The organism is Sorangium sp. So ce381, assembly GCF_051473845.1.
GTDB classification, from domain to species: Bacteria; Myxococcota_A; Polyangia; order Polyangiales; family Polyangiaceae; genus Sorangium; species Sorangium atrum.
The window spans coordinates 8,557,547-8,580,086 of record NZ_CP150336.1; the positions used below are offsets into that span (position 1 = coordinate 8,557,547).

A 22,540-nucleotide genomic window follows, 5' to 3' on the forward strand; every position below is an offset into this window, starting at 1 on the left:
CCTCGCCGGCAGCCAGAAATGCCGTCAAAAAGCGCGCAAGCACGCCCCGCGCGGCGCCGGAGCGGGCGCACAGCGCAACAGTTGGCCCTGACGCGGCAGGTAGGCTAACGCGGACGTATGCTCGCGAAGCGCATCATCCCGTGCCTCGACGTCAAGGACGGCCGCGTCGTGAAGGGCGTCCGCTTTGTCGGGCTGCGGGACGCCGGCGATCCCGTCGAGGCCGCCCGCCGTTACGACGCGGAGGGAGCGGACGAGATCACGTTCCTCGACATCACCGCGTCGCACGAGAAGCGCGGCATCATCCTCGACGTCGTGGCGCGCACGGCGGAGGTGCTGTTCACGCCGCTGACGGTCGGAGGCGGCGTCAAGTCCGAGCAGGACATCGAGGCGCTCCTCGACGCGGGGGCGGACAAGGTCGCGATCAACACGGCCGCCGTCAACGATCCCGACCTCGTGCGGCGCGCCGCGGACCGCTGGGGTGCGCAGGCGATCGTCGTGGCGATCGACGCGCGCCGGATCGCGGATCCCTCGCGCGTGGCCTGGACGGTGGTGACCCACGGCGGCCGGCGGGACACGGGGCGCGACGCGGTCGCGTGGGCCGAGGAGATCGCGCGGGCGGGCGCGGGCGAGCTGCTCGTCACGAGCATGGACCGCGACGGGACGCGCGACGGCTACGACCTCCTGCTCACCGCCGCCATCGCGCGGGCCGTGCCGGTCCCGGTGATCGCGTCGGGCGGCGTCGGGACGCTGGATCACCTGCGCGCCGGCCTCGTGGAGGGCGGCGCCGACGCCGCGCTCGCCGCGTCGATCTTCCACGACGCCGAGTACACGATCGGCGAAGCGAAGGCGTACCTCGAGGCGGCGGGGGTGCCGGTCAGGCCGGCGCGCGCGGGCGGGCCGGGCGACGCGGCGGGCCGGGGGCGGTCGTGAGCGCTTGCGTCACGCTGGAGGAGGTCGTCGCGGCGGCGCACGCGCGGAGCGCCTCGCTGGTGCCGGAGACCTCGGGTTACCTCGCGCTCGCCGTGAGCGACGCGACGTCGCGCCTGCCCCTCAGGCTCGACGATCGCGCGGTGCTGCTCACGACCGAGGGCACCGTCACGGTGCGCACGCGCGGCGAGGCGGTGGCGCCGGCCGAGGCGGCGAGGCTGCTGCGCGACCTGCTCGCCAGGCTGCTCGCCGCGTCCGCCGGCAGCATGCCCAACCTCACGGCGACGGCGCGCCCGCGCCCCGCGCACGAGCAGGACCCGGAAGCGGTCGCGCGGGAGCTCGAGGCCGCGCTGATCCCGGTGAACCGCAACGCCGCCCGGCGGGCGCTGGCGCGGCTCGCCCGTGAGACGCTGCGCGCCAAGGAGGCCGGCCGGCTGAGGCGCCCGCGCACGGAGGTCCAGGCGAAGCCTGCCGCGCCGGAAGCGGAGGAGATGCAGCCGCCGCCGCAAGCGGAGCACGCGCGGCGCGATGCGACCGTCGCTGCCCCGCGCAGCGACGCCCCCGCTGCCCCGCGCAGCGACGCCCCCGCTGCCCCGCGCAGCGACGCCCCCGCTGCCCCGCGCAGCGACGCCCCCGCTGCGCCGCTGCAGCATCCCATCGTGGAGCTCACGCTCAGCCCCGGACCGATCGCGCCCGCCATCGTGGAGCTCACGCTCAGCCCCGGGCTGGTCGCGTGCGCGACCTCCGGGGCAGCGCTCCCGGCGCCTGCGACCGCAGGCGATGGTGCCGTGGCGGTGGCAGTCGAGCCGTGTCCCGACGTCGCGACGGCGCCTGCGCACGCCGGCCAGCAGGCCGAGGCGCCCGAGCGCGCATCGCACGCCAGCGAGCACGTCGAGGCGCTGCCGGAGCCGACCCCGACCATCGTGCAGGCGGTGGTGGAGCTCGATGTCGCCCCGGCGCCGGCCGAGATCCCGATCATCCCGGAGCTCGTCGAGCCAGCTCGGTCGATCGCGCCCGTGGCGCCGATCGCGCGCGCGGCCGTGGAGATCGCGCCTGAAGGAGCGCGGCCCGTGCCAGCGCCATCGCTCGTCGCCTGCGGTGCCTCCGCTTGCAGCGAAGCGCTCACGAGCCCCGAGGGGCTCGAGGTGCTCCTCGTCGACTTCTCCCCTGGCCCTGCTGCCGTCGCGCTGTCTTCCCGGGAACCGACGCCGACCGCGTCGATCCTCGTCGAGTTCTCCCCCGAGCCTGCCGACGTCGTCCCGCTTTCGCAGGAGCCGACTCCGACCGTGGCCACGGCCGTCTGGGAGGAGAGGGAGGCGGCCGGCGAGGCCGTGCTCTCCCGCGTGGCGGAGGCGCCCGCCGGCGCGACCGACGTCCCGGAGCCCATCGAGACGTCGCGCGCGCCCGCGATCCATTTCATGGCGCCGGACGCGGCGCTCCAGGTCACGCCGGCCTATGGCGCCTGGCCGCTCGTCCGTCGGTCGGACCTCGCCGTGCCAGCGGGTCCTCGAGCGGCCTTCGCGCCGTTCGAGGAGACGCCCGCAGCGCGGCACACGCTGCCCTGGCCCGTTCCGACGCGTTGCGACGACGACGCTCCGGCTGCGCCGATCCCGACGGCTCTGGCCGCGCCGGTCGAAGCCTTGCTGACGGCGGACGCCGACGGTCCGGAAACCGCGCACGCCGGCACGCCCGCCGAGGACACTCCGGCCGCGCCGGTCGAAGCCTTGCTGACGGCGGACGCCGACGGTCCGGAAACCGCGCACGCCGGTACGCCCGCCGAGGACGAAGCGCCCGAGCAATCGCCCGCTGACGCGGCACTCGAGCAACCGCCCGCCGTTCTGGCTTCCGAGGAACTGCCCGCGGATGCAGCAGCATCCGAGGAACCACCCGCCGTTCTGGCTTCCGAGGAACTGCCCGCGGATGCAACAGCATCCGAGGAACCGCTCGCTGTTCTGGCTCCCGAGGAACTGCCCGCGGACGCAGCTCTCGATCAGTCGCCCGCCGATCTGGCTCCCGAGCAGCCGCCTGCTGATCTCGCTCGCGAGCAGCCGCCTGCTGATCTGGCTCCCGAGCAGCCGCCTGCTGATCTGGCTCCCGAGCAGCCGCCCGCCGATCTGGCTCCCGAGCAGCCGCCCGCGGACCTCGTGCCCACGGATGCAGCTTCAGCGCAGTCTACCGCCGACGCAGAGCCAGAAGAAACGCCGTGCCCGGCGGAGCTCGGTCCCATCGATGCGATCGTGTGGAACGCCTCGCGGCGATCCCGGAGCGCGCGCCCTCCCGCGGAGGGCGTCGACGCAGGCGCCTCGCGGGTCGACGAGCTCGTCGCGCGCTTCGTCGCGCAGTCCGAGCACAGCACGCAGCGCCGCGCGGCGCGCAGCATGAAGGCGCTCGCTGGCCTCGATCTCACCCGGACGCCGCCCCCGGTCGCTGCTGTCTCCGCGACGTCCGCGCTAGCGGTCGCCGGCGCGCGCCCGCCGCTCGCCGGGGCGCAGCGCCCCGTCGCACCCGAGCTCGCCCCCCCCGAATCTGCTCATGTCGTCCCAACGGACGCCGGCAGCAGGCCGCCTGTCCCGCTGGTGGCCCCGCGCCGAAGGGGTCTCTCCTTGTGGCTTGCGCTCCTCGCGCTCGCCCTGCTCTGCGCCGGGCTCGCCGGAACGCTGCGGCCCGACGTCTTCGCCTCGCTGACGGAGCCGCTCGCACGCGGAGCGCTCTAGAGCGGCGGTCTCCCGCTTCGGATACGGGCCCACCTCGACGTTTTCGGTGCTCAGCGCACTGGAGTGCGCTTGCGCGCCGAAAACGCCGATCTGGGCCCGTCTCCTGTGCGGGAGACCGTCGCTCCCCTCGCGATTGACGTTGGCCCGGGGGAGCGACGACACTCGTCGCCATGCAAGAGCAGAGCATGGCGATCGTGAAGTCGCTCGTGAGCGTTGCGTGGGCGGACGGCGAGTTCCACGAGGCGGAGCGCGAGATGGTGGAGGGGCTGATCGCGGCGTTCGAGGCGAACGAGGACCAGGCGAAGGAGATCCGCGCCTATGCCTCCCAGCGAAGGACCCTGGACGACGTCCCGGTCGGCGAGCTCGGCGGCGACGACCGCCGCGCGCTGCTGCAGCACGCCGTGCTGCTCACGTTCGTCGACGGCGAGCAGCACGACGCGGAGAAGCAGTACATCGCCGCGCTGACCAAGAAGCTCGAGCTCCCCGAGCCGGAGTCCGCGCAGATCATCGAGGCGGCCGAGGCCCGCGCCCGACGCCTCCTGACCTTGCTCTGACGCAGCCCGAGCGGCGCGCGCTGCGGGCCTCGCCGTTACCGATCCGCCGTTCCCGGAACAGGCCGGCCGCCAGACCGAGGGCGCTTCTCCGCTCGTTCTGGAAAGCCCCGGAGCCTGGCATCCACACTCCCCCTTGCACGCGATGTTGCCGCGCCGTCGCCCACACGTCGCCCCATCAGCGCATCTTCCCGCCGCTCGGACCGCCCCGGAGCGTTCGTCGTCGAGGAGTGCTCATGAATTACGACATCGGCATGATCTGCCCAGCCTGCGGCTGCGTCACCATCTTCCAGGCCGGCACCACCACCCCGCGGCGATGCGCGCGCTGCCACGACATGGACGTGGAGACGCCGCTCCCGCCGCCGTCGTACGAACGCCCGACACACCCCGGCGGGCGCAGCCGAAGGCCCGACGTCGCGCAGCTCGACTGGATGGAATGATCAGACCGGCGCGCCGAGCTGCCGAAGGAGCTCCCGCACCACCCCGCGAGCGCAGTGCTCCCGGTAAGCCCTCGTCGAGCGCACGTCGTCGATCGGCGAGACGTCCTGGGCCACCGCTGCGTCGACCTCCGCCCCGGTGAGCTCGGCGAGCGGCCGGGACACGCAAAGCGCGCGCACGCTCGGCAGGAGCGCCGTCGTCGGCGCGACCGACGCCATCCCCAGCCCGAGCCGCGCGGCGCGCCCGGACCGCACCTCGGCCACGCCCGCGAGCGCGACCTTCGAGATCGCCTGCGCCCGTCGCGCGCCGATCTTCCGCCAGTACCAGGGCGACCCTGGCGCCGGCAGCGCGATCTCCACGGCGACGATCACCTCGTCCGGCGCGCGCGACGTGCGCTTGTAGCCCGTCTGCAGGGCGCTCATCGGGATGCGCCGCTCCCCGCGGACGCTCTGCACCACGATGGTCGCGTCGTAGGCGGCGAGCGCGGCGACGCCATCGGCGGCCGGCGAGGCCGTGGCCAGGTTGCCGCCGAGCGTGCCGCGCGCCTGGATCTGCACCGCGCCCACGTCGCGGCTCATCCGCGCGAGGAGCGGCGCCCGCGCGGCGATCGCGTCGCTCCGGAGCATCTCCAGGTAGGTCGTCGCGGCCCCCACCCGGAGCGTGTCGCCCGAGAGCGAGATGCCTCGCAGATCAGAGAGCCGGGACACGTCGACGACGAGCGGCGGCGCCGCCGGGCCCCCTGCCGCGACCTCGAGCGGGGGCCTGAGCTCCTGCTCGACGACCCAGTCGGTGCCGCCTGCCAGGAGCGTGACCGGCGCGCCGAGCGCGGCCCGCTCCGCCACGATCTCGCACAGCGGACCGAGCCCGGCGACGTGCCGCATCTCGAACAGGCGTAGATCCGCGAGGCTCACGGCGCCGCCCCTCCCCCGCCGCGGCGGAGCGCCGCAGCGGCGCGGACGCTCTCGACGATCCGCTGGTACCCGGTGCAGCGGCACAGGTTGCCGGCGAGCGCCTCGCGCACCTCGAGCTCCGACGGATCCGGGCTCCGCGCGAGCAGCGCCTCCGCCGAGAGGAGCATGCCCGGCGTGCAGATCCCGCACTGCGCGCCCCCCTCCTCGACGAAGCAGCGCTGCAGCGGCGACAGGTGTCCGGCGCAGGCGAGGCCCTCGACCGTCGTCACGCGCCGCCCCTCGCACTGCCCGATCGCGACGAGGCACGCGTTCACGGGGTCGCCGTCGAGCAGCACCGTGCACGCGCCGCACTCGCCCTCCGCGCACCCCTCCTTCGTGCCCGTGAGCCCGAGCGGCCCCCTGAGCGCGTCGAGCAGCCGCGAGAGCGGCGGCAGATCGACCTCGCGCGGCGAGCCGTTGACGACGAGCGATACCTTCATAGACGCTCCCCTCTCCCCGTCGACCACGCCGCCTCGAGCAGGCGCTCCGGCGTGAGCGGCAGCGCGCACGCGGCGATCCCCGTCGCGTGCTCGATCGCCGCGGCCACCGCGGGCGCGCCGCCATCCATCGGCATCTCGCCGATGCCCTTGGCCCCGCCGCCCGGACCGAACGGGAACGGCTCCTCGACCAGCACGACATGGAACGGCGGCGCGTCGAGCGACGTCGGGATGATGTAGTTGGTCATCCGCGGGTTCTTGATCTTGCCGCCCTGCCAGACGATCTCCTCGGAGAGCGCCCAGCCGATCGCCTGCAGGCTGCCTCCCTCGATCTGCCCCTTGCACATCACCGGGTGGATCGCCTTGCCCACGTCGGTGGCCGACCAGAAGTCGACGACCGTCACCTCGAAGGTGTCGAGGTCCACCTCGACCTCGGCCACGTCGCACGCCCAGCCGAAGCACGGGTACGCGTCTCCCTTGTAGGCCTCGTCGTCCCAGCGCACGTAGCCCGGCGGCTCGTACTGCTTGAGCGACGTCACCTGGCCCTCGCGGGCCAGCAGCCGGTCGGCCGCCTCCTCGAAGCTCAGCGCCGGCAACGCCGCCGCGGCGCCCGCGTCGCCCTCCCCGGCGCCCGGCTCCTGCGCCGCCTGCTCCTCGCGCACGCGGCTCGCCAGCTCCCGCGCCGCGGCCTCGACGATCGAGCCGACCACCATCACCGTACGCGACGCCACCGTGGGGCCCGAGTCAGGCACCGTCGTCGTGCACGGCACCGCGAACTCGACCCGATCGAGCGGCAGCCCCGCCGCGTCCGCGGCGATCTGCCGGAACACCGTCTCCGTCCCCTGGCCGATGTCCGTCGACGCCGTGCGGATGCGGAGCCGCCCGCCGGGCGCGAGATCCAGCGCGACCTTTCCCTTGTAGTAGCGCTCCCCCGACCCGGTGAAGCCCGCGCCGTGCTTGAACACCGAGAGCCCGATCCCCCGCGCCACGCGCCCGCGGACGACCGGCCCGGCCGCGCGCTTCTGCCGGTAACCGCTCGCCGCGATCGCCCGCGTGATGCACTCCTCGCCCGCGACGCTGACGCGGAGCACCTGCCCCGTCGCGGTCGAGTCGCCGGGGCGCAGCACGTTCTTCGCCTTCAGGTCGAGCGGATCGCAGCCGAGCTCCCGCGCGACGCGGTCGAGGTGCCGCTCGATCGCCCAGATCGTCTGCGGCGCGCCGAAGCCGCGGAAGGCGCCGTTCGGGGGCGTGTTCGTGGCCACGGCGGTCGCCTCGATCCACACGTCGTCCCAGCGGTAGGCGCCCGCGGCGTGGAGGGCGCCGCGCGACAGGACCACCTGCGTCAGCGTCGCGTACGCCCCGCCATCCATGAGGATCCGGATCTTCAGCGCGCGCAGCGCGCCGTCGCGATCGCAGCCGCTCGTGATCTCGCACGACGCCGGGTGGCGCTTCGTCGTCGCCTCGATGTCCTCCGTCCGGTCGTAGATCATGCGCACCGGGCGGCCGCTCTTCCTCGCGAGCAGCGCCGCGTGGAGCGCGATGATCGACGGGTACTCCTCCTTGCCCCCGAAGCCGCCCCCCGTCACCGACTGGGTGATGTGGATCCGATCGGGAGGGAGCCCGAACGCCTTCAGGAACGCCTTGTGGACGTAGAACGGGCACTGGATCGAGCCCGTCGCGTGCGCGCCTGCCTCGTCCCACCAGGCGATGACCCCCTGCGGCTCGATGTAGAGCTGCTCCTGGTGGTGCGAGGCGTACGTGCCGGTGACGACCACCTCGCAGCGCGCGAGCGCCGCGTCGATCGCGGCCTCGCTCGCCTCGCCGCGCTCCCGCGCGGCGTCGGCGCACCCGTTCGTGATGAGGTACCGCTTGATGACGTTGTCGGCGCCCCAGATGATCTCCCCGCCGCCCCGCGCGGCGCGCGCGTCGAGCACCGGCGGCAGCGGGTCGATGTCGAGCGCGACGGCCTGGACCGCCCGCGCGAGCTTCAGCCGGTCCGCGCAGCCGAGCAGGACGATCGGCTCGTAGGCGTGGTTCACCTTTCCGGTCGCGAGGATCGGCTGATCGTCCAGGATCAGCGCGACCACGTTGACTGGGACATCCTCGGCGAGCACGACGGTGACGTCGCTCCAGTCGAACGCGGGATCGAGCCGCACCCCCCTGAGGATCCCGCGGGGCACGGGGCTCCGCACGGTGCGCCCGAAGATCTCCCCCGGCATCGCCGGGATGTCGTCGACGTAGCGCGACGCCCCCGTGACCTTGAGAGGGCCGTCCGTGCGGGGCACGCTGCTCCCCACGGTGCTCGTTGACGCTGGAGGGCTCGTCGCCATTCGTATGCTCCTCCTCACCGACGATAGCCCGGTCACCCGGGAGGCGTCGACCCGAGCGCGCCGCGCGCGTGCGAACCGCGCAGGTGGACGTTCGATCATCGCCCGGCCGCCTTCAGGCGAGAAAACGCGGCGGGCCTCCGAGCACGCGGAGCACGTCGACCGGCACATTCAGGTCGTGCAGCACCCCTGGATCGTCCACCTCCTCGTCGACGCACCTGTCGCCGAGCGCCCTCAGGTGATCCCGGAGCGGCGGCGGATCGGCCTCCAGGTAACGCTGGAGCGCCTCGGTGCGCAGCACGACCGGGTGCCCGCCGCGGCCGAGGTGCCGCGGCCGCACCGCGAGCGGCGGCGTCGGCAAGGACGCGCCCGCCTCGAGACGGGCGAGCAGCCGCGCCACCGTCGCGGCGCGCGCGGGGGGCACGTCGACCGGCGTCACGATGACGGCGTCGGCGTCGCCGATGCGCGGCGCGGCGACGGCCAGCGAGCCCGCCGGCCCGAGGTCGTCCGGCGCGGACCACGAGACGAGGTCGATGCCCGGCTGCACATGGGCCAGCAGCGCGTGAAAGACGGAGCTGCGCACCACCACGAGCACCTGCGCGCTCTCGGCCGAGAGGCGAGCCTCCGCGTGCGCGATCGCCAGCGGCCGCTCGGCCCCCCCCTTCGTCGATGACGGCCAGGCCAGGAGCGCCTTCGGCCCCCCGAGCCGCTTGCCCGCGCCAGCGGCGAGCACGATCGTGGTCACACGGTTCATCGAGCCTGCTCCTCTCCGGCGGGCGTGGGTCCGCCCGGTGACCATCGAGCGCGCTGCCGCCCCGCGCGCCACGCGACGAGCTCCGCGGCCAGGGCGACGCCGATCTCGGCCGGCGTGCGCGCCCCGATATCGAGGCCGACCGGCATCCTGACCCGCGCGACGTCGCCCTCCGGCACCCCCTTCGCATCGAGCCGCGCGCGCGTGCGCGCGGCCTTCGCGCGGCTCCCGACGCCGCCCACGTACCCGAAGCCGCGCGCGAGCGCCCACGCGAGCGCCTCCTGATCGAGGGCGTGGTCGTGCGTCATCACGAGCGCCGCCGCTTCGCCGAGCTCCCTCGGCAGGCCCGTCAGCACCTCCGGGTCGTCGTGCTCGGCGAGGACGAGCCGCACCTGCTCCGCGAGCGCGCCGGGCAGGGGCCCCTGCCGCGCGCCGTCGTCCAAGAGCGGCACGCCGGCGAGCGGGGCGGCCGGCAGCACGCGAGCAGGGTCGACGGCGGCGACGCGCGCGTCGCAGAGGGTGACCCGGAAGCCCAGCGACGCGAGGAGCGGCGCGGCGAACGCGCCCACGTGCCCGGCGCCGATCACGAGGACGTGCATCGCGGGAAGCATCGGCTCGATGAGGACCTCGACCGAGCCGCCGCAGCACATGCCGAGGCTCGGGCCCAGGCGGAAGGTCTCGAGCTTCGGGGTGCTGGCGAGCTCGTCGAGCGCGCGCGCCATGATCCCGAGCGCCGCCCGCTCGATCGCGCCGCCGCCGATCGTGCCGATCGCGGTGAGATCCTCGAACAGGCAGAGCTTCTGCCCCGGCGTCGACGGCGCCGACCCGTGCCGCGCCACCACCGAGGCGAGCACCACCCGCCGCCCCGCCTCGAGCGCGCCCAGGGCCGCCCGCAGCACATCGTGCGGCAATGCCGTCCTCGGGATGACCTGGCTCAGATCCGGCATGATGAAACTCTAGCGGCCCGGCGACCGAAAACGAGAGGGCCGGAGCCCCCGCGCCGAAAGAGCTTGCTGGAACGCCGCGCTTGTCGCGAAAGTCGAGCGCGCTCGGAGAGCGGCGCAGGCGTCCCCCCGAGATCCCGGCCCGCTGTGACCGCCAGGATCCAGATAAAAACGCGGAGTTACAAGCCACGATGACCCCCCCCGCCACGCTCGACCCCGACCTACAGCGCGCCCTCTCCGATCCGGGCTTCACGCCGGGCCGCCGCCACTTCGCCGCCCTGATGGGTCTGCTCGAGACGTCCGGTGAGCCCGCCGAGCTGGCGGAGCGGGCGCTGCGGCGCGCCGGCGCTGCGGCGTTGCCCGCCGCGCTGGAGCGCGCCGCCGGCGCGGCGCCGGCGCTGCGCGCGCCGCTCACCCGGCTCGTCGGCAAGCTGATGGCCTCGGGGCCGATCGATCCCGAGGTCTCGGAGCGGGCGCGCGACTACCTGCTCGCCTGCCTCGGCGACGAGGATCGCCGCACGCGCCGCATGGCGGCGGTGGCGCTCGGCAAGCCGTACGCGGCGGACGCCGGGCGATCGCTCGTCGAGCAGGCGCTCGCCGAGGCGGCGCGCAGCGAGCGCTCGCCCGACGTCCGCCGCGCGCTGATCGAAGCGCTCGGCAAGGTCGGCGGCGGCGCCGCGCTCGACGCGCTGGCCGAGCTCGACGGCGACGACATCGCCGGCGTGCGCGCGCGCGCCGAGCTCCTGGCCAGGAGGACCCTAACGCGCGGCGAGCCGTCCGAGATCGCCGGCGATCGCGCGCCGGAGCGCCCCCTCCGGGTGGCGGTGCGCTGCCGGCGCGGGCTCGAGGCGATCCTCGCCGAGGAGCTCGCGGCGCTCGACGCGGGCTCTCCCGGCGGGGCGCTCGTCCCCGAGCTCCGGAGCGATCCGTGCGGCGGCACGCGGGTCGAGGTGGTGCTGAGCGGCCGCCTCGACGTCCTGTTCGGGGCGCGCACGATGCTGTCGTTCGCGCTCCCGCTGCCGCTGCGGAAGCTCGACGAGGGCGCCGACCTCGCCGCGGCGGTCGCGGAGCGGCTGCTCTCGCGGGAAGCGCGCGAGATCCTGCGCCGCTTCACCCAGGGCGCGATCCGCTACCGCATCGACTGGGCCGGCGGCGGCAAGCGCCGGGCAGCGGTGTTCCGCGCCGCGGCGGCCGTGGAGGCGGAGGCCCCGGAGCTCGTGAACGATCCGACCCAGAGCACGTGGGACGTGGTCGTCTACGAGGGCGCGGGCCGGGCGCGGGTCGAGCTCGCGCCGCGCCTGCCCGACCCGCGGTTCGCGTACCGCCGGGGCGACGTGCCCGCGGCGTCGCACCCGACGATCGCGGCCGCGCTCGCGCGCATCGCGGGGGCGCGCGGCGACGACGTCGTCTGGGATCCGTTCGTCGGCTCCGGCCTGGAGCTCTGCGAGCGCGCCCTGCTCGGACCGTACCGGCGCCTCGTGGGCTCGGATCGCGATCCGCGAGCCCTGCAGATCGCGCGCGAGAACCTCGACGCCGCGGGCGCGCGGGGCGCGGAGCTCCTCCAGCGCGACGCGCTCGGCGCGCCGCCCCCGGGCGAGGCGCCCACGCTGATCCTGACGAACCCGCCCCTCGGCCGGCGCGTCGAGCGCACGGGAGATCTCGACGCGATGCTCGACCGCTTCGTCGAGGGCGCCGCGCACGCGCTCGCGCCGGGCGGCAGGATGGTGTGGATCTCGCCGTTCCCCGAGCGGACCGAGGCGATCGCGCGCCGCTCAGGCCTCCGGCCCGAGGCGCTCCTGCGCGTGGACATGGGCGGCTTCGACGCGCAGATCCAGAGCTTCCACAAGGAGGCGCTCCGGCCGCAAGCGGGCAACGATCGACGCGACGGCCGGCGCGGGGACCGGCTCGACCACCCCCCGGCCGGGCGCGGTGGGCGCGGCCCCCAGCAGGCCGAGCTGCGCGGCGAACAGCATCGCCCCCACCGCCAGGAGCAGCGCCACCACCACCGCGATGATGATCCCGAGCCGCCCCGAGCGGTCAGGCGGCACGTCGGTGATCAGGCCGAAGCCGTCGGCCGCGCCGAGGGGCGACGGGGCCGGCGCGGCTGAGCCCTGCGCCGCGCTCTGAGCGGGCGCCGCGCTCTGCTGCGCGGCGACGGCGCTGCGCGGGGCCGGCGAGGCCTGCTGCGATGGGCTGAGCGCGCCGGCTGCGGCGGAGCTCGGTCCGAGGAGCGCGCCGCTCCCCGCGTCGGCCCTCGTGGACGACGCGGCCGCGGGCGCCCCCGCTGCTCGTTCGAGCGGCGCCGCGCCGGAGCGACCTGTCGCCGCCGCATCGGCGAGCGCCAGGGGAGCGCCGAGCGTCGGCGTCGCGTCGACCGGGTGCGGCGCGACCGGCGTCGGTGCCTCCCGCGTCCGCGTGGGGACGTCGTCGTCGTCCTCGTCATCGTCGCGATCGTCGACGACCGTGGGCGCATCGAGCGTGGGCTCGTCGAGCATGTCCCCGTCGAGATCGCCGAGGAAAGGCAGCTCGCCGCTCCGTGGCTGAGGTCTCGCGACAGCGTCGGGCTCTGCGTCCGGGCGCTCGCGCCCCGGGAACGCCGGCGCTGGCGCCCCGACCGCGGGCGGCTCTCGAGGCCCTCCAGCCGGCGGCGCCGCGCCCGGAGCGGGCCGCCCCGCGTCGGGCGCGCGGTATGCGGCGGGCGCCGCTCCTCCGGAGCGCGCGGGCGCTGCGGCCGCTGGCCCAGCAGGCCCGCGGAGGTTCAGGGGCGTCGCCTCCCGCGCGGCCATCCTCGGCTCCGAGCCCTCACGGGCGTCGCCGGACGTCTGGGTCACCGGGACCGCCCCCACGCCCGGGACGCGCGCTCGCGCGACCGGGGCGCGCCCTTGCGTGGCCGGAGCCGGGGCGGGCGCCCTGGGGATCGGGGCGGCGCCCGGCCTGGGAGCCGGCGCGCCGGGCTGCGCCGCCGGGGGCCGCGCGCGCTCGGCCGGGAGGGGCGGCGCCGGTTGACCCGCGGCCGCCGCCGCCGCGCGCTGCGCGATGACCTCGTCGAGCTGGCTCGAGCTGAACGGCGAGACGCGCATCAGCGTGCGCACCTCGTCGTCGTCCTCGTCGTTCGTCGCGTCCTCGTCGTCGAGCGGGAGCAGCGCGCGCACCGCGGGATCGGGGTGCCACTCCTCGAGAGCGCGCCGGAACGCGGCGGCGTTCGTCGTCCGCGCGGAGCGATCGCGCTGGAACGCATCGTCGAGGACCCGCTGGAGATCGTCGTCGCCCACGTCGAAGACGGCGAGCGGCGCCGGCGAGGAGCTCGAGATCCGTTGCCGCGTCTCGGCGTCGCTCCCGCCGCCGAAGGCGCTCGCCCCCGTCAGCACCTCGTAGAGCGTCGCCGCGATGGCCCACACGTCGTCGCCGGCCGAGAGCGTCCCGCCTCCGACGCGCTCGGGCGACTGGTAGGCGATGCGGCTCGGCGTCTGGCGCAGGTCGGCCAGGATCGCCTTCGAGGTGCGATCGACCGCGGTCGTGAGCACGCACTCCGGGGAGATGGCGCCGTGCGCGACGCCGAGGGCGTGAAGCGCCTCGATCCGCTTCGCAAGACGAATGGCCCAGCCGACGGCATCGAGCTCGTTCAGCGGGCCATCGCGCAAGATCCGAGTTGCAAGCGTTTCCACTTACGAAGCCAGGGTAGTACCGGTCCGCCGAAGTTTGTACCTGGATCCGCGCGCCGCTCGTCCCCGGGGCGACCGATTCCAGGGTGCGCGCCTCGCCGCGTACGTTCGGGGGCGGCGCCCCTGACGGACGGCGCTGGCGCGCGGATCCCCGGTGCGGGGAGCCGCGCTCGTCATGACCGCTCGCCCCCTGCCGCGTCGGTCGGGACGATGCGGACGCGCCGCACCCGCCGACCGGCGACATCCATCGCGACGAGCGTGTAGCCCTCGCACTCGACGCGCTCGCCCGCCTCGGGTGGGTGCTCGAGCCGGCCGAGCATGTAGCCGCCGACCGTCTCGACGGTCTTCACCTCGGGCAGCAGCACGATGTGCGCGTCGCGCTCCAGGTCCGCCAGCAGGACGCGGCCGTCGACGTCGACGATGCCGCCGCCGCGGCGGTGGATGGGCGGCACCTCCTCGTCGTTCTCGTCGCGGATCTCGCCGACGATCTCCTCGATGAGGTCCTCCATCGTCACGAGCCCCATGAACTCGCCCGAGGCCGACGTGATGATCGCCACCGGCACCTGGCGCGCCTGCATCTCGAGGCGGAGGCGCTCGACCGAGGTGTTCTCGCGCGCGAAGATCGGCTTGCGGAGCAGCTCGGCGACGCGCGCCGCGCGGCGGCGGTGGCTCAGGACGTCGAACAGGTCGCGCAGGTGCAGGTAGCCGAGCACGTTCTTGCCCTGCTCGTCGAGCACCGGGTACCGGGAGTACCCGGCGTCGGCCACGATCCGCACCGCCTCGTCGATCGTCATGTTCGCGCGCAGGGTCGCCGCGTCGGAGCGGAGCGACATCACGTGCCTCGCCGTGCGCCGGCGCAGGTCGAAGATGCGCACGAGCATGCTGCGCAGCGCGGGATCGAGCCCCGCAGGGCTCTTGGTCAACAGCAGCCGGAGCTCCTCCGACGTGTGCGCGATCTCCTCCTCGCCCACCGGGCGGAGCCCGAAGAGCCGGACGAACCCGTTCGCCATCGAGTTGAGCACCCAGATGACCGGCCACATCAGGACGAAGAACCCGTGCAGCGGCCGCGCCGCCCAGAGCGTAACCTTCTCCGTCCGCTGGATCGCGAGCGACTTCGGCGCGAGCTCCCCGATCACGGTGTGGAGCGACGTGATCAGGATGAACGCGATGCCGACGGAGATGGCGTGCGCGCCGACCCCCGACCAGGCGTCGAGCGGCGCGAGCAACGGCTCGATGAGCTGGGCGATGGCCGGCTCGCCGATCCAGCCGAGCCCGAGGGACGCGAGCGTGATGCCCAGCTGGTTGGCGGACAGGTACGCGTCGAGCCGCTGCGACATCTGGAGCGCGAGCCGGGCCCGCGCGTCCCCCTCGCGCACGAGCTGCTCCAGCCGCGTCGGCCGCATCTTGACGATGGCGAACTCGGACGCGACGAAGAACGCGTTGAGGAGCACCAGGAGCGCGGTGCCCAGGAGATAGACGAGCGTCATGCCGATCGACGTCCTCCCCCGGGCGCGCCCGCCGCCCCGCGCCTCCTCGGCGACGAGCCGCGGCTAGATCCTCGCACGTTCGAGGATCTTGCTTCGCAGGTCCGGGTCGTCGTTCCTGAGTCCATCGACGAGAGCATCGGCCGGGGAGTTCCCCTTGGCGATGAGCGCGCTGAGCCGATCGAGGTGGACGCGCTCGTCCTTGCCGTTCTTGTTCAGGCGCGCGCGCCGCTCGAGGCCGCCCGAGGCGATCGAGACGAGCCGCTCGGCCAGCGCCGCGAGCGGCTTGCCGCGGAACGTGGCGCGGAGCGCGCGCTCGGCGATCTGCGGGCGCACGGCCTCGAGCTCGTCGAACCTGAAGCTCTCGGACAGGGCGTCGGCCTCGTCGAGCGCGCGCGCGTCGTAGAGGATGCCTGCCCAGAGCGCCGGGAGCGCACAGACGAGGTTGGCCGGCAGCGAGTCTGCGCCGCGGACCTCGATGGTCCGCTTCAGCCTGACCTCCGGGAAGAGCGTGTTGAGGTGCATCTCCCAGTCGCCGCGGGTGGCCCGGTGCCCCTCGAAGCCGTGCTCCAGGAAGTCGCGGAAGGTCTGCCCCGTGTTCTCGATCACCGCGCTGTCGCGCTTGATGAGGAACATCGGCGCATCGACCGCCCACGCGACGTAGTCCGAGAAGCGGCGCCCGCGCTCGAGCACGTTGCGGATCAGCCCCTGCCGCGCGGCGTCGACGTCGAGCCAGACCTTGGCGCGGTAGCTCCGCCCGCCGAACAGCGCCCCCTCGTAGAACGGGGAGTTCGCGAAGATCGCCGTCACGAGCGGGGAGAGCCGGAGCGACACGCGGAGCGCGCGCATCGCCGCCTCCTCGCTGGCGTAGTCGAAGTTCGCCTGCACGGTGGCGGTGCGGCGCATCATGTCGAGGCCGTGCGCGCCGCGCGTCGGCAGGTAGCGCCGCATGATCGCGTAGCGCGCCTTGGGCACCCAGGAGAGCTCGGCTTGCGACGCGAAGGGGTGGAACCCGATGCCGAGCCAGGCCAGCTTGAGCTCGGCGGAGATGTCCCGCAGCTCCGCGAGGTGCCCGCTCATCTCCATGCAGATCTGGTGGATGTTCTCGAGGGGCGCTCCGGACAGCTCGAGCTGCCCGCCTGGCTCGAGGGTCACCGAGGCGCCAGCCCGGGCGAGCGCGATCAGCGGACCGCCGGGGACCTCGTGCTCGGGCGCCCAGCCGTGCCGCTCGACGAGCGCCTGGAGCACGGCGAGGACGCTCCGCGCGCCCTCGTACGGGAGGGCAGCGCCCGTCCTGGCGTCGACCCCGAACTTCTCCGCCTCGGCGCCGATCCGGTGAAGGGCTTCGGGCTTCGTGGCTTCGTGGAAGGGAAACAACAGATCGTCGAACGTCTCCAACGGTTGAGACTTCGACTCACTCCCGTGGCTTGCATCGGCCATCATCACGTTTCCGGTTGGGTTTCGTTCTCGCTTAGAGCGCGCGCCTGAGCAGGGGCGCGCGCTGCGCCGTACGGAGCATCTTCGCGAGCGCGCCGAGGTGCGCCAGCGTTGTCCCCGTCCCTCCCCCGAGCATTCGCGCGCCCGCCTCGATGAGCCGCGCCGCTGACGCCGCCCACGCATCGCAGATCTCGGCGGGCGCGATGCGATCGGCCCCGTCCGCCTGCGCAGGTTCGGCGCCGAGCAGCACGCCGACCTGAACCTCGTGCGCGACGCCCTCGAGGCGCCGGAGCACATTGAGCCCGAGATCGACCGACGCCACCTCGAAGAGCAGCGCGTCCGCGCCGCTGTCGAGGGCCGACCGGGCGACCTCCTCGAACCCCTCGCCATCGGCGGTGCGCCCCGCGCCGTCGAGCTCCACGAGCGCCCACGTCGCCAGCTGCGTCGTGCTGGCGCTGACCACCGCCGCGCGGCGCGCGAGCCGCGCGACCGTGGGGCCCACGCACGCTGCCTGGGCTGGATCGAAGCCGCACGCGACGAGGATCTCGCAGCCTGCCGCCGCCAGCCTGGCCGCATGGACGGCGTAATCCTCCGCGATCCGATCGGCCATGGGTGCGGCGGCAGTGTGGCCCAGGATACCGGCCACCGCCACGCGGCGCGCGGCCGCGCCCGCCGCCTCCGTCGCGAGCTCGACCGCGGTTCCGGTCAGCGCGGCGGCGCGGAACGCCATGCCGATGGGCGCCAGAGCGCGCGTCGTCGTGGCGGACGTGAGCGCCCGGACGACGTCGATCCCCAGCGCGATCTCCTGCTCGTGCAGCTCAGCGATCGCTCGAGGCGACTCGCGGAGCAGCCGGCCGAGGGCGGTGGTGGAGGAGACCGCGGTGCCTCGTCCACGGAGCGACGCGAGCGGATCGCCGCCGATGATGAGCGGACGACCCACGGGAGGCCGAGAGGTGGAGGCCTCGAGCGCATTCACGTCCTTCGCTGCTTTCCAGGGCTCCTCTACCACCGGTCTATAAGGGGAAACTAGCCCAAGACGGCCCTTCCGCGTCGCGAAATGGTGCAGGCCAGCGGGCTGGAGCACAGCGTTCCACGCAGCGCAGTCGGGGGCAACCTGACGGACGCGCACCGGCGCCGGGGAGGAACGGGGGATCGGCCGTCATGAGGGGCTCCGCTTTGCCATGGGTCCTCATGTGGCCGGGAGGCGCCGGCCCCCTACCCCTCGGCCCCGGCGCGCGACGAACTTCCGGTCGAAGAGCCGCACCCGGCGGACGAACAGATCGAGCAGGAAGACGACCATCGCGGCGTAGATGAACTGCTGCCAGAGCTCCTCGTGGAACGTCACCTTCTCCCCTGCCGGGTCGAAGATGGCCGCCACGCCGTTCGGATCGACCGCCCCGCCGGTCGACGTCGCGGCCTTCTCGAGGATGGCGAGCTCGGGCTCGAAGCTCGCGTACTCGCGGGGGTACGGGTTCGAGACATGCCCGTAGCTGACGGCGACGGGCCGGAGCGAGCCGTCCTCGGCCTCGCGCAGGTGCTCCGCCCGCAAGAGGAACGAGCCGTACCGATCCAGCGCAAGCGCCGTCTCGTAGCGCCCCGGCGCGGTCTGACGCATGTCGACGACCCGCGTCGCGCCGCCTGGCTCGGGCCCGATGAGGGTGAGCCGGGACGTCAGGTTGTTCTCGAACCGGTCGTCGGCCCCGAACGCGTCGACGGACGCGCGCAGCTCTCCGTCGACGATCTCGGCCTTCATGTCGAGCTCGCGCCGGTGCTTCTGGCGCATGTGCTCGTGGACGAGCTGCCCCCAGAATTTCTCGAAGCCTGGCCACCTCAGCCACTCGACGGCCCAGCGCGCCTTGACGTCGCTCGTCCAGGCCAGCGTCCACCCGAGGCCGACGCGCCAGCGCGCGAGGATCGGCTCCTCGCTGTCGCTCGTGAGCAGCTCCTGGGCCGGCGGCGGCTTCAGCTTGGTCGAGACGTAGCCGTGCAGGTTGGGCGCCGTGCGGACGTCGACGCCCCGGAGGAACGCCGCGTCGCCGACCTGGGTCACCGGAAACCACTCCTCGACGGCCGCGGCGCGCGCGACCATCTCGGTCTCCTTGGTGAAGATCCGCGGCAGGTTGTTCGGATCCGGGACCGCGTGGAAGCGCCCCCCGCCCACGTCGGCGATCATCTTGAGCAGCTGCTCGTCGAGGTCGTTCCCGAGCCCCACGGTGGTCACGGTGATCGACTCGGCGATCATGGCGGACACGAGGTCCCGGATGCCGCCCGTCGACGCCTTGCCGTCCGTGAGGAGGATGACGTGCTTCTTGCGCGCCTGCGTGACGGTCATGTCCTGGTAGGCGGCGTCGAGCGCGGAGAAGATCTCGGTCCCGCCGCCCGGCTGGATGCGCGCGATCTCGCCCGCGATCCGCGAGCGGTTGCGCGCGGGCTGCATCTTCACGTAGCGGGTCGGCGCCGAGTCGAACGCGATCACCTCGATCAGATCGTCCGACGACAGCACCCCCGCGGTCGCCTTCGCCGCGGCCTTGGCCATCTCGAGGGGCAGCCCGGTCATCGATCCCGAGCGATCCATGACGAGCGCCATCGCGACGCTCGGCATGTCCTTCTTTCGCTCGTTGTCCATCCGGACCGGCAGGATCCGCTCGATGGTGGTGCGGTACCAGCCGCCGAGGCCGTACCCCGACTCGCCGCCGGCGAAGAGGAACCCCCCGCCGAGATCCCGCACGTAGCTCTCGATGATCTCCTGCCCCTGCAGGCTGAGCGCTTCCTTCGGGGTATCGGACACGATCAGGAAGTCGTAGCGCTCCATCTCCTTGAGGGAGCCGGGGAAGCCAGCCGGCGGCCTGACGTCGACGTCGAGCTGCTGCGCGGTGAGCGCGCTCGAGAGCGGGCCGGCGTGCTGCGGCGTCCCCTCGACGTAGAGCACCGACGGGCGCCCAGGCACGTCGATGGTGGTCGCGTACCGGTTGTTCTCCTTGAACTTGTCGTCCGCGATCTGGTCGAGCTCGAGCGCGTAGGTCACCTGCCCCGCGATGCGCACGACGCTCTTGAACACGACGTCGTTCGGCCCCGCCTTGAGCTCGAGATCCCGGATGCCCTCGAGGCCGTTCAGCGCCTCCCCCTGGAAGAGCCGCGCGCGCGCCTTGGTGGCGCGGCTCGCATAGATGTCGGCGTGGATCTCGAACGTCTCCCCGACCTTGACCCGGTCGGGCATCCTCAGCTCTCGCACCGCGACCTCGGGCGGCGCGGGCCGCCGGTACGGGATGGAGAACAGCCGCACCCCGACGTCGCGCGCCCGGTTGGCCTCGGCGAGCACGTCGCCGTCCGTCTGCACGCCGTCCGACATCAGCACGGCGCGCTTGAGGTAGCCGGGCGGATACAGCCCGTAGGCGAGCTGCAGCGCGGCCTGGAGGTTCGAGCCTGCGCCGAGATCGCTGCGCTGTCCGTTCGCGTCGAGGTGGCGGCCGATGGGCGGCGCGCGCCGCTCCGCCTCGCGACCGGCCGCCTCGCCGGCCGCGCGCTCGGCGAGCCGCGGCCGCCGCGCGAAGGTGATCACCTTGATGACGCCGTCCTCGGGCCTCTCGGCGAACGCCTTGTCGAGCGTCGCGCGCGCGTCGTCGAGCGCCTCGTCGGTGACCGACTCGGAGACGTCGATGAGGTAGATGGTGGCGACCTTCTCCGTGGTCGCGGACCTCGCGAGCCGCGACAGCCCGAGCGCGATCAGCGCGACGAACGCGACCCGCAACAGCACCGAGAGCACGCGCTGCGGCAGGGGGAGGTCGGCGAGGGATCCCGCGAGGACACCGACGAACCAGGGCGCGAGCAGGATCGCGCCGAGCATCTTCGGGTTGAGGAGCTCGTACTTCACCCCCTCGCGCACCCACGTCAGCGTCGGATCCGGGTGCAGGAGGACGTACCTCCGGTACGCCCAGAACAGGATCCCGCCGAGCGCGACGCATGTGATGGCCCACGCGACGATGCGCAGCCTGCGACCACGGAACGCGCTCACACCGTCACCCTCCTGTGGTACGTGAACCACTCGATCGCGGTCACGACGAGCACCGCCGCGAGCAGGTAGACCCAGAGCTCACGGCGAACGCCGATCTTGAACTCGCTCACCGCGCCCGCGCCGCGGCCGTCGACCTTGAGCTCGGCGGCCGGGGCGATCGCGCTCTCCTCCGGCGCCGAGAGGTTCGCGGCGAACATGCTCTCCTCCTGCGCGCCCGCGGCGCCGACGCGCAGCGTGTAGAAGCCGGCGTGCTGCCCGAGGAACACGGCGCGCCCTTCCTGGATGGGGACCGTGCGCGTCGTCCCGTCGGGCTGCTCCAGGCTGGCCACCTCCGCCGACGAGGACGCCGGGATGTGCCAGACGGAGCCCGTGCGGAACGAGGAGATGTAGCTCGTGTCCTCCTCGACGAAGTTGTTGATCGCGTTGAGCAGGAAGAGCGGCCAGGCGATGCGGAGGGGGAAATCGCTCTCGCGAACGTCGAAGCCGAGCGCCACGAATTTCACGCCGCTGCGCCGCCCCTCGATCAGCAGCGGGCCCTTGTAGCTCCGGCCGACGACCCTGTCTTCCTTGTTGCCCTTGAGCACGTGGGCGCGCGCGACGTTCACGTCGCTGAGCGCCGTGTAGCGCAGGAGCGGGTGCTTCGCGTCGAGCTCGTCGAAGCCCAGGCGGTAGTTCGGGTCGTCGTCGAGGACCTCCTTGCCCACCTCGAACGGGACGCTGGTCCCGGTCGGGTTGAGGTAGAGCAGGCTCCCGCTCCCGGGCGCGACGCTCGGCGCCACGCCGTCGAAGATGGTCACGTCGAACGAGGCGGCCGCCGGGTACCGCTGCGGATCGACGAAGGTCACGTCGAGGTACTCGTCGAGGAGCAGCGCCGCCTCGAGGAACATGTTCCCCGCGGAGACGACCTGGACGCGCGCGCGGCGCCGCTCGGGGAGGAGCGCGTAGGCGCGGTTGTCCGCGGGGAGGTCGTCCGAGCTGCCGTCGGCCAGCGAAAGCTTCGCCTCGAGCGTCTTCGATGCGCCGGAGAGGTTCGGGTAGAAGCGGGGCAGCTTCTCCCTGGGCTTGAGCCGGATGCGCGTCAGATCCGTGAGCTGGCCGTCGCCGAGCAGCGACAGCTCGAGATCGAGGGGCTCGTCGCTCGTGTTGGTGACCTCGAGCATCACCTCGTAGCGGCTCTTGTCGAGCGGGTAACGCCGCACCGAGAACTCGGTGATGGCGGCGTTCCTCGATCCCTTGCCGACCGGCAGGTACGAGAGCTTGATGTCGCCGAGGCGCACCTGTCCGCCGGCGTCGGTCGGCTCGCCGAGCGCGCCGTCGCTCACGACGATGACCTCCGGCGACGGGAGCCCGCTCAGGGTGTCGCTCGCGAAGCGGAGCGCTCGCGCGAAGTCGGCGGTGGCGTCGGTCGGCCTCACCGCCGCGACGGCCGCCTCGAGCTCCGAGATCTCTCCGGTGAGCGTCGACAGGGGCGTGATGGCCGCGTCCATCTGGGCCAGCAGCATGCGGTCGCTGCCGGAGAGGCCCCGGACCATCTTCTTGACCTCTTCCTTCGCGAGCTCGAGGCGCGAGGGCGCGACGTCGATGGCCTGCATGCTCGCGCTCGCGTCGATGAGGACGACGATGTTGCGCCCCTCGACGAGGTTCGCCTGCGGGCGCGGATCCCCCAGCGCGAGCAGGAGCAGCGCGAGGAGCGCGAGCTGCAGCAGCAGCGACAGGAGCCGCTTCAGCTGCGAGAACAGGCTCGTCGCCTCCTTGTCCCGGAGGATGCGCTCCCAGATCCTCGAGAAGGGGACCGCGACGGGCCGCCGGCGCAGCTTGAGGATGTAGAAGACGACGACCACGGCCCCGGCGAGGGCGCCGATCTGGAGCAGTGTCTGCAGCGGAACGCCGGTGAAGTGCAGCATCG

At 73.7% G+C, this 22,540-nt stretch carries 15 protein-coding genes; 5 read left to right on the plus strand and 10 right to left on the minus strand.

Going from position 1 to position 22,540, the window contains the following annotated elements; genetic code table 11:
* Positions 1-117: 117 nt before the first annotated feature.
* From hisF to WMF29_RS31820, 4 genes are all read left to right on the plus strand, one after another.
* Positions 118-930, plus strand: a complete 813-nt coding sequence (hisF, locus tag WMF29_RS31805) for an imidazole glycerol phosphate synthase subunit HisF (protein WP_272094815.1) — start codon at positions 118-120, stop codon at positions 928-930.
* Positions 927-3,641, plus strand: coding sequence for a hypothetical protein (locus WMF29_RS31810; RefSeq protein ID WP_437323885.1), 2,715 nt, complete (start codon positions 927-929; stop codon positions 3,639-3,641). Before hisF ends, WMF29_RS31810 begins: the two co-directional genes overlap by 4 nt.
* 170 nt (positions 3,642-3,811) lie before the next feature.
* A complete protein-coding gene (locus WMF29_RS31815) occupies positions 3,812-4,195 on the plus strand; it encodes a DUF533 domain-containing protein (RefSeq protein ID WP_437323886.1) in 384 nt (127 codons plus the stop codon).
* A gap of 233 nt (positions 4,196-4,428) precedes the next feature.
* Positions 4,429-4,632: a hypothetical protein gene (locus tag WMF29_RS31820; protein WP_437323887.1), complete on the plus strand. Its 204-nt coding sequence runs from the start codon at positions 4,429-4,431 to the stop codon at positions 4,630-4,632.
* On the opposite strand, the gene WMF29_RS31825 is transcribed toward WMF29_RS31820, so the two are convergent.
* The 5 genes from WMF29_RS31825 to WMF29_RS31845 form a co-directional block, all read right to left on the minus strand.
* A complete protein-coding gene (locus WMF29_RS31825) occupies positions 4,633-5,541 on the minus strand; it encodes an FAD binding domain-containing protein (protein ID WP_437323888.1) in 909 nt (302 codons plus the stop codon).
* Positions 5,538-6,020: a (2Fe-2S)-binding protein gene (locus WMF29_RS31830; RefSeq protein WP_272094821.1), complete on the minus strand. Its 483-nt coding sequence runs from the start codon at positions 6,018-6,020 to the stop codon at positions 5,538-5,540. Before WMF29_RS31830 ends, WMF29_RS31825 begins: the two co-directional genes overlap by 4 nt.
* The gene (locus WMF29_RS31835; protein WP_437323889.1) at positions 6,017-8,347 is read right to left on the minus strand and encodes a xanthine dehydrogenase family protein molybdopterin-binding subunit; all 2,331 of its coding nucleotides are present in this window, start codon (positions 8,345-8,347) and stop codon (positions 6,017-6,019) included. Before WMF29_RS31835 ends, WMF29_RS31830 begins: the two co-directional genes overlap by 4 nt.
* Positions 8,348-8,459: 112 nt before the next feature.
* On the minus strand, positions 8,460-9,098 hold the full coding sequence (locus WMF29_RS31840; RefSeq protein ID WP_437323890.1) for a nucleotidyltransferase family protein: 639 nt from the start codon (positions 9,096-9,098) through the stop codon (positions 8,460-8,462).
* Positions 9,095-10,042 carry an XdhC family protein gene (locus WMF29_RS31845; protein WP_437323891.1) on the minus strand — a complete coding sequence of 316 codons (948 nt, stop codon included), beginning with the start codon at positions 10,040-10,042 and terminating at the stop codon, positions 9,095-9,097. Before WMF29_RS31845 ends, WMF29_RS31840 begins: the two co-directional genes overlap by 4 nt.
* Before the next feature lie 188 nt (positions 10,043-10,230).
* Here WMF29_RS31845 and WMF29_RS31850 point away from each other — a divergent pair, with 188 nt between their 5' ends.
* Positions 10,231-12,147 carry a HEAT repeat domain-containing protein gene (locus tag WMF29_RS31850; RefSeq protein ID WP_437323892.1) on the plus strand — a complete coding sequence of 639 codons (1,917 nt, stop codon included), beginning with the start codon at positions 10,231-10,233 and terminating at the stop codon, positions 12,145-12,147.
* A gap of 1,727 nt (positions 12,148-13,874) precedes the next feature.
* Here the strand turns inward: WMF29_RS31850 and WMF29_RS31855 are convergent.
* From WMF29_RS31855 to WMF29_RS31875, 5 genes are all read right to left on the minus strand, one after another.
* On the minus strand, positions 13,875-15,188 hold the full coding sequence (locus tag WMF29_RS31855) for a hemolysin family protein (RefSeq protein WP_437323893.1): 1,314 nt from the start codon (positions 15,186-15,188) through the stop codon (positions 13,875-13,877).
* A gap of 63 nt (positions 15,189-15,251) precedes the next feature.
* A complete protein-coding gene (locus tag WMF29_RS31860; protein WP_437323894.1) occupies positions 15,252-16,583 on the minus strand; it encodes a glutamate--cysteine ligase in 1,332 nt (443 codons plus the stop codon).
* Between the two features lie 73 nt (positions 16,584-16,656).
* Entirely contained in the window at positions 16,657-17,562 is a 906-nt protein-coding gene (locus WMF29_RS31865) for a homocysteine S-methyltransferase family protein (RefSeq protein WP_437323895.1), read from the minus strand.
* Positions 17,563-17,811: 249 nt separating this feature from the next.
* On the minus strand, positions 17,812-20,634 hold the full coding sequence (locus WMF29_RS31870) for a VWA domain-containing protein (RefSeq protein WP_437323896.1): 2,823 nt from the start codon (positions 20,632-20,634) through the stop codon (positions 17,812-17,814).
* Complete coding sequence (locus WMF29_RS31875) at positions 20,631-22,538, minus strand: vWA domain-containing protein (RefSeq protein WP_437323897.1); 1,908 nt, start codon at positions 22,536-22,538, stop codon at positions 20,631-20,633. The genes WMF29_RS31870 and WMF29_RS31875 overlap by 4 nt, the downstream gene beginning before the upstream one ends.
* Positions 22,539-22,540 lie beyond the last annotated feature (2 nt).

Bases quoted from the DNA above. Each gene is read 5' to 3' on its own strand.
- hisF (WP_272094815.1), top strand. From the start codon at position 118: ATGCTCGCGAAGCGCATCATCCCGTGCCTCGACGTCAAGGACGGCCGC.
- WMF29_RS31815 (WP_437323886.1), top strand. From the start codon at position 3,812: ATGCAAGAGCAGAGCATGGCGATCGTGAAGTCGCTCGTGAGCGTTGCG.
- WMF29_RS31820 (WP_437323887.1), top strand. From the start codon at position 4,429: ATGAATTACGACATCGGCATGATCTGCCCAGCCTGCGGCTGCGTCACC.
- WMF29_RS31830 (WP_272094821.1), bottom strand. From the start codon at position 6,020: ATGAAGGTATCGCTCGTCGTCAACGGCTCGCCGCGCGAGGTCGATCTG.
- WMF29_RS31835 (WP_437323889.1), bottom strand. From the start codon at position 8,347: ATGGCGACGAGCCCTCCAGCGTCAACGAGCACCGTGGGGAGCAGCGTG.
- WMF29_RS31840 (WP_437323890.1), bottom strand. From the start codon at position 9,098: ATGAACCGTGTGACCACGATCGTGCTCGCCGCTGGCGCGGGCAAGCGG.
- WMF29_RS31845 (WP_437323891.1), bottom strand. From the start codon at position 10,042: ATGCCGGATCTGAGCCAGGTCATCCCGAGGACGGCATTGCCGCACGAT.
- WMF29_RS31850 (WP_437323892.1), top strand. From the start codon at position 10,231: ATGACCCCCCCCGCCACGCTCGACCCCGACCTACAGCGCGCCCTCTCC.
- WMF29_RS31855 (WP_437323893.1), bottom strand. From the start codon at position 15,188: ATGACGCTCGTCTATCTCCTGGGCACCGCGCTCCTGGTGCTCCTCAAC.
- WMF29_RS31875 (WP_437323897.1), bottom strand. From the start codon at position 22,538: ATGCTGCACTTCACCGGCGTTCCGCTGCAGACACTGCTCCAGATCGGC.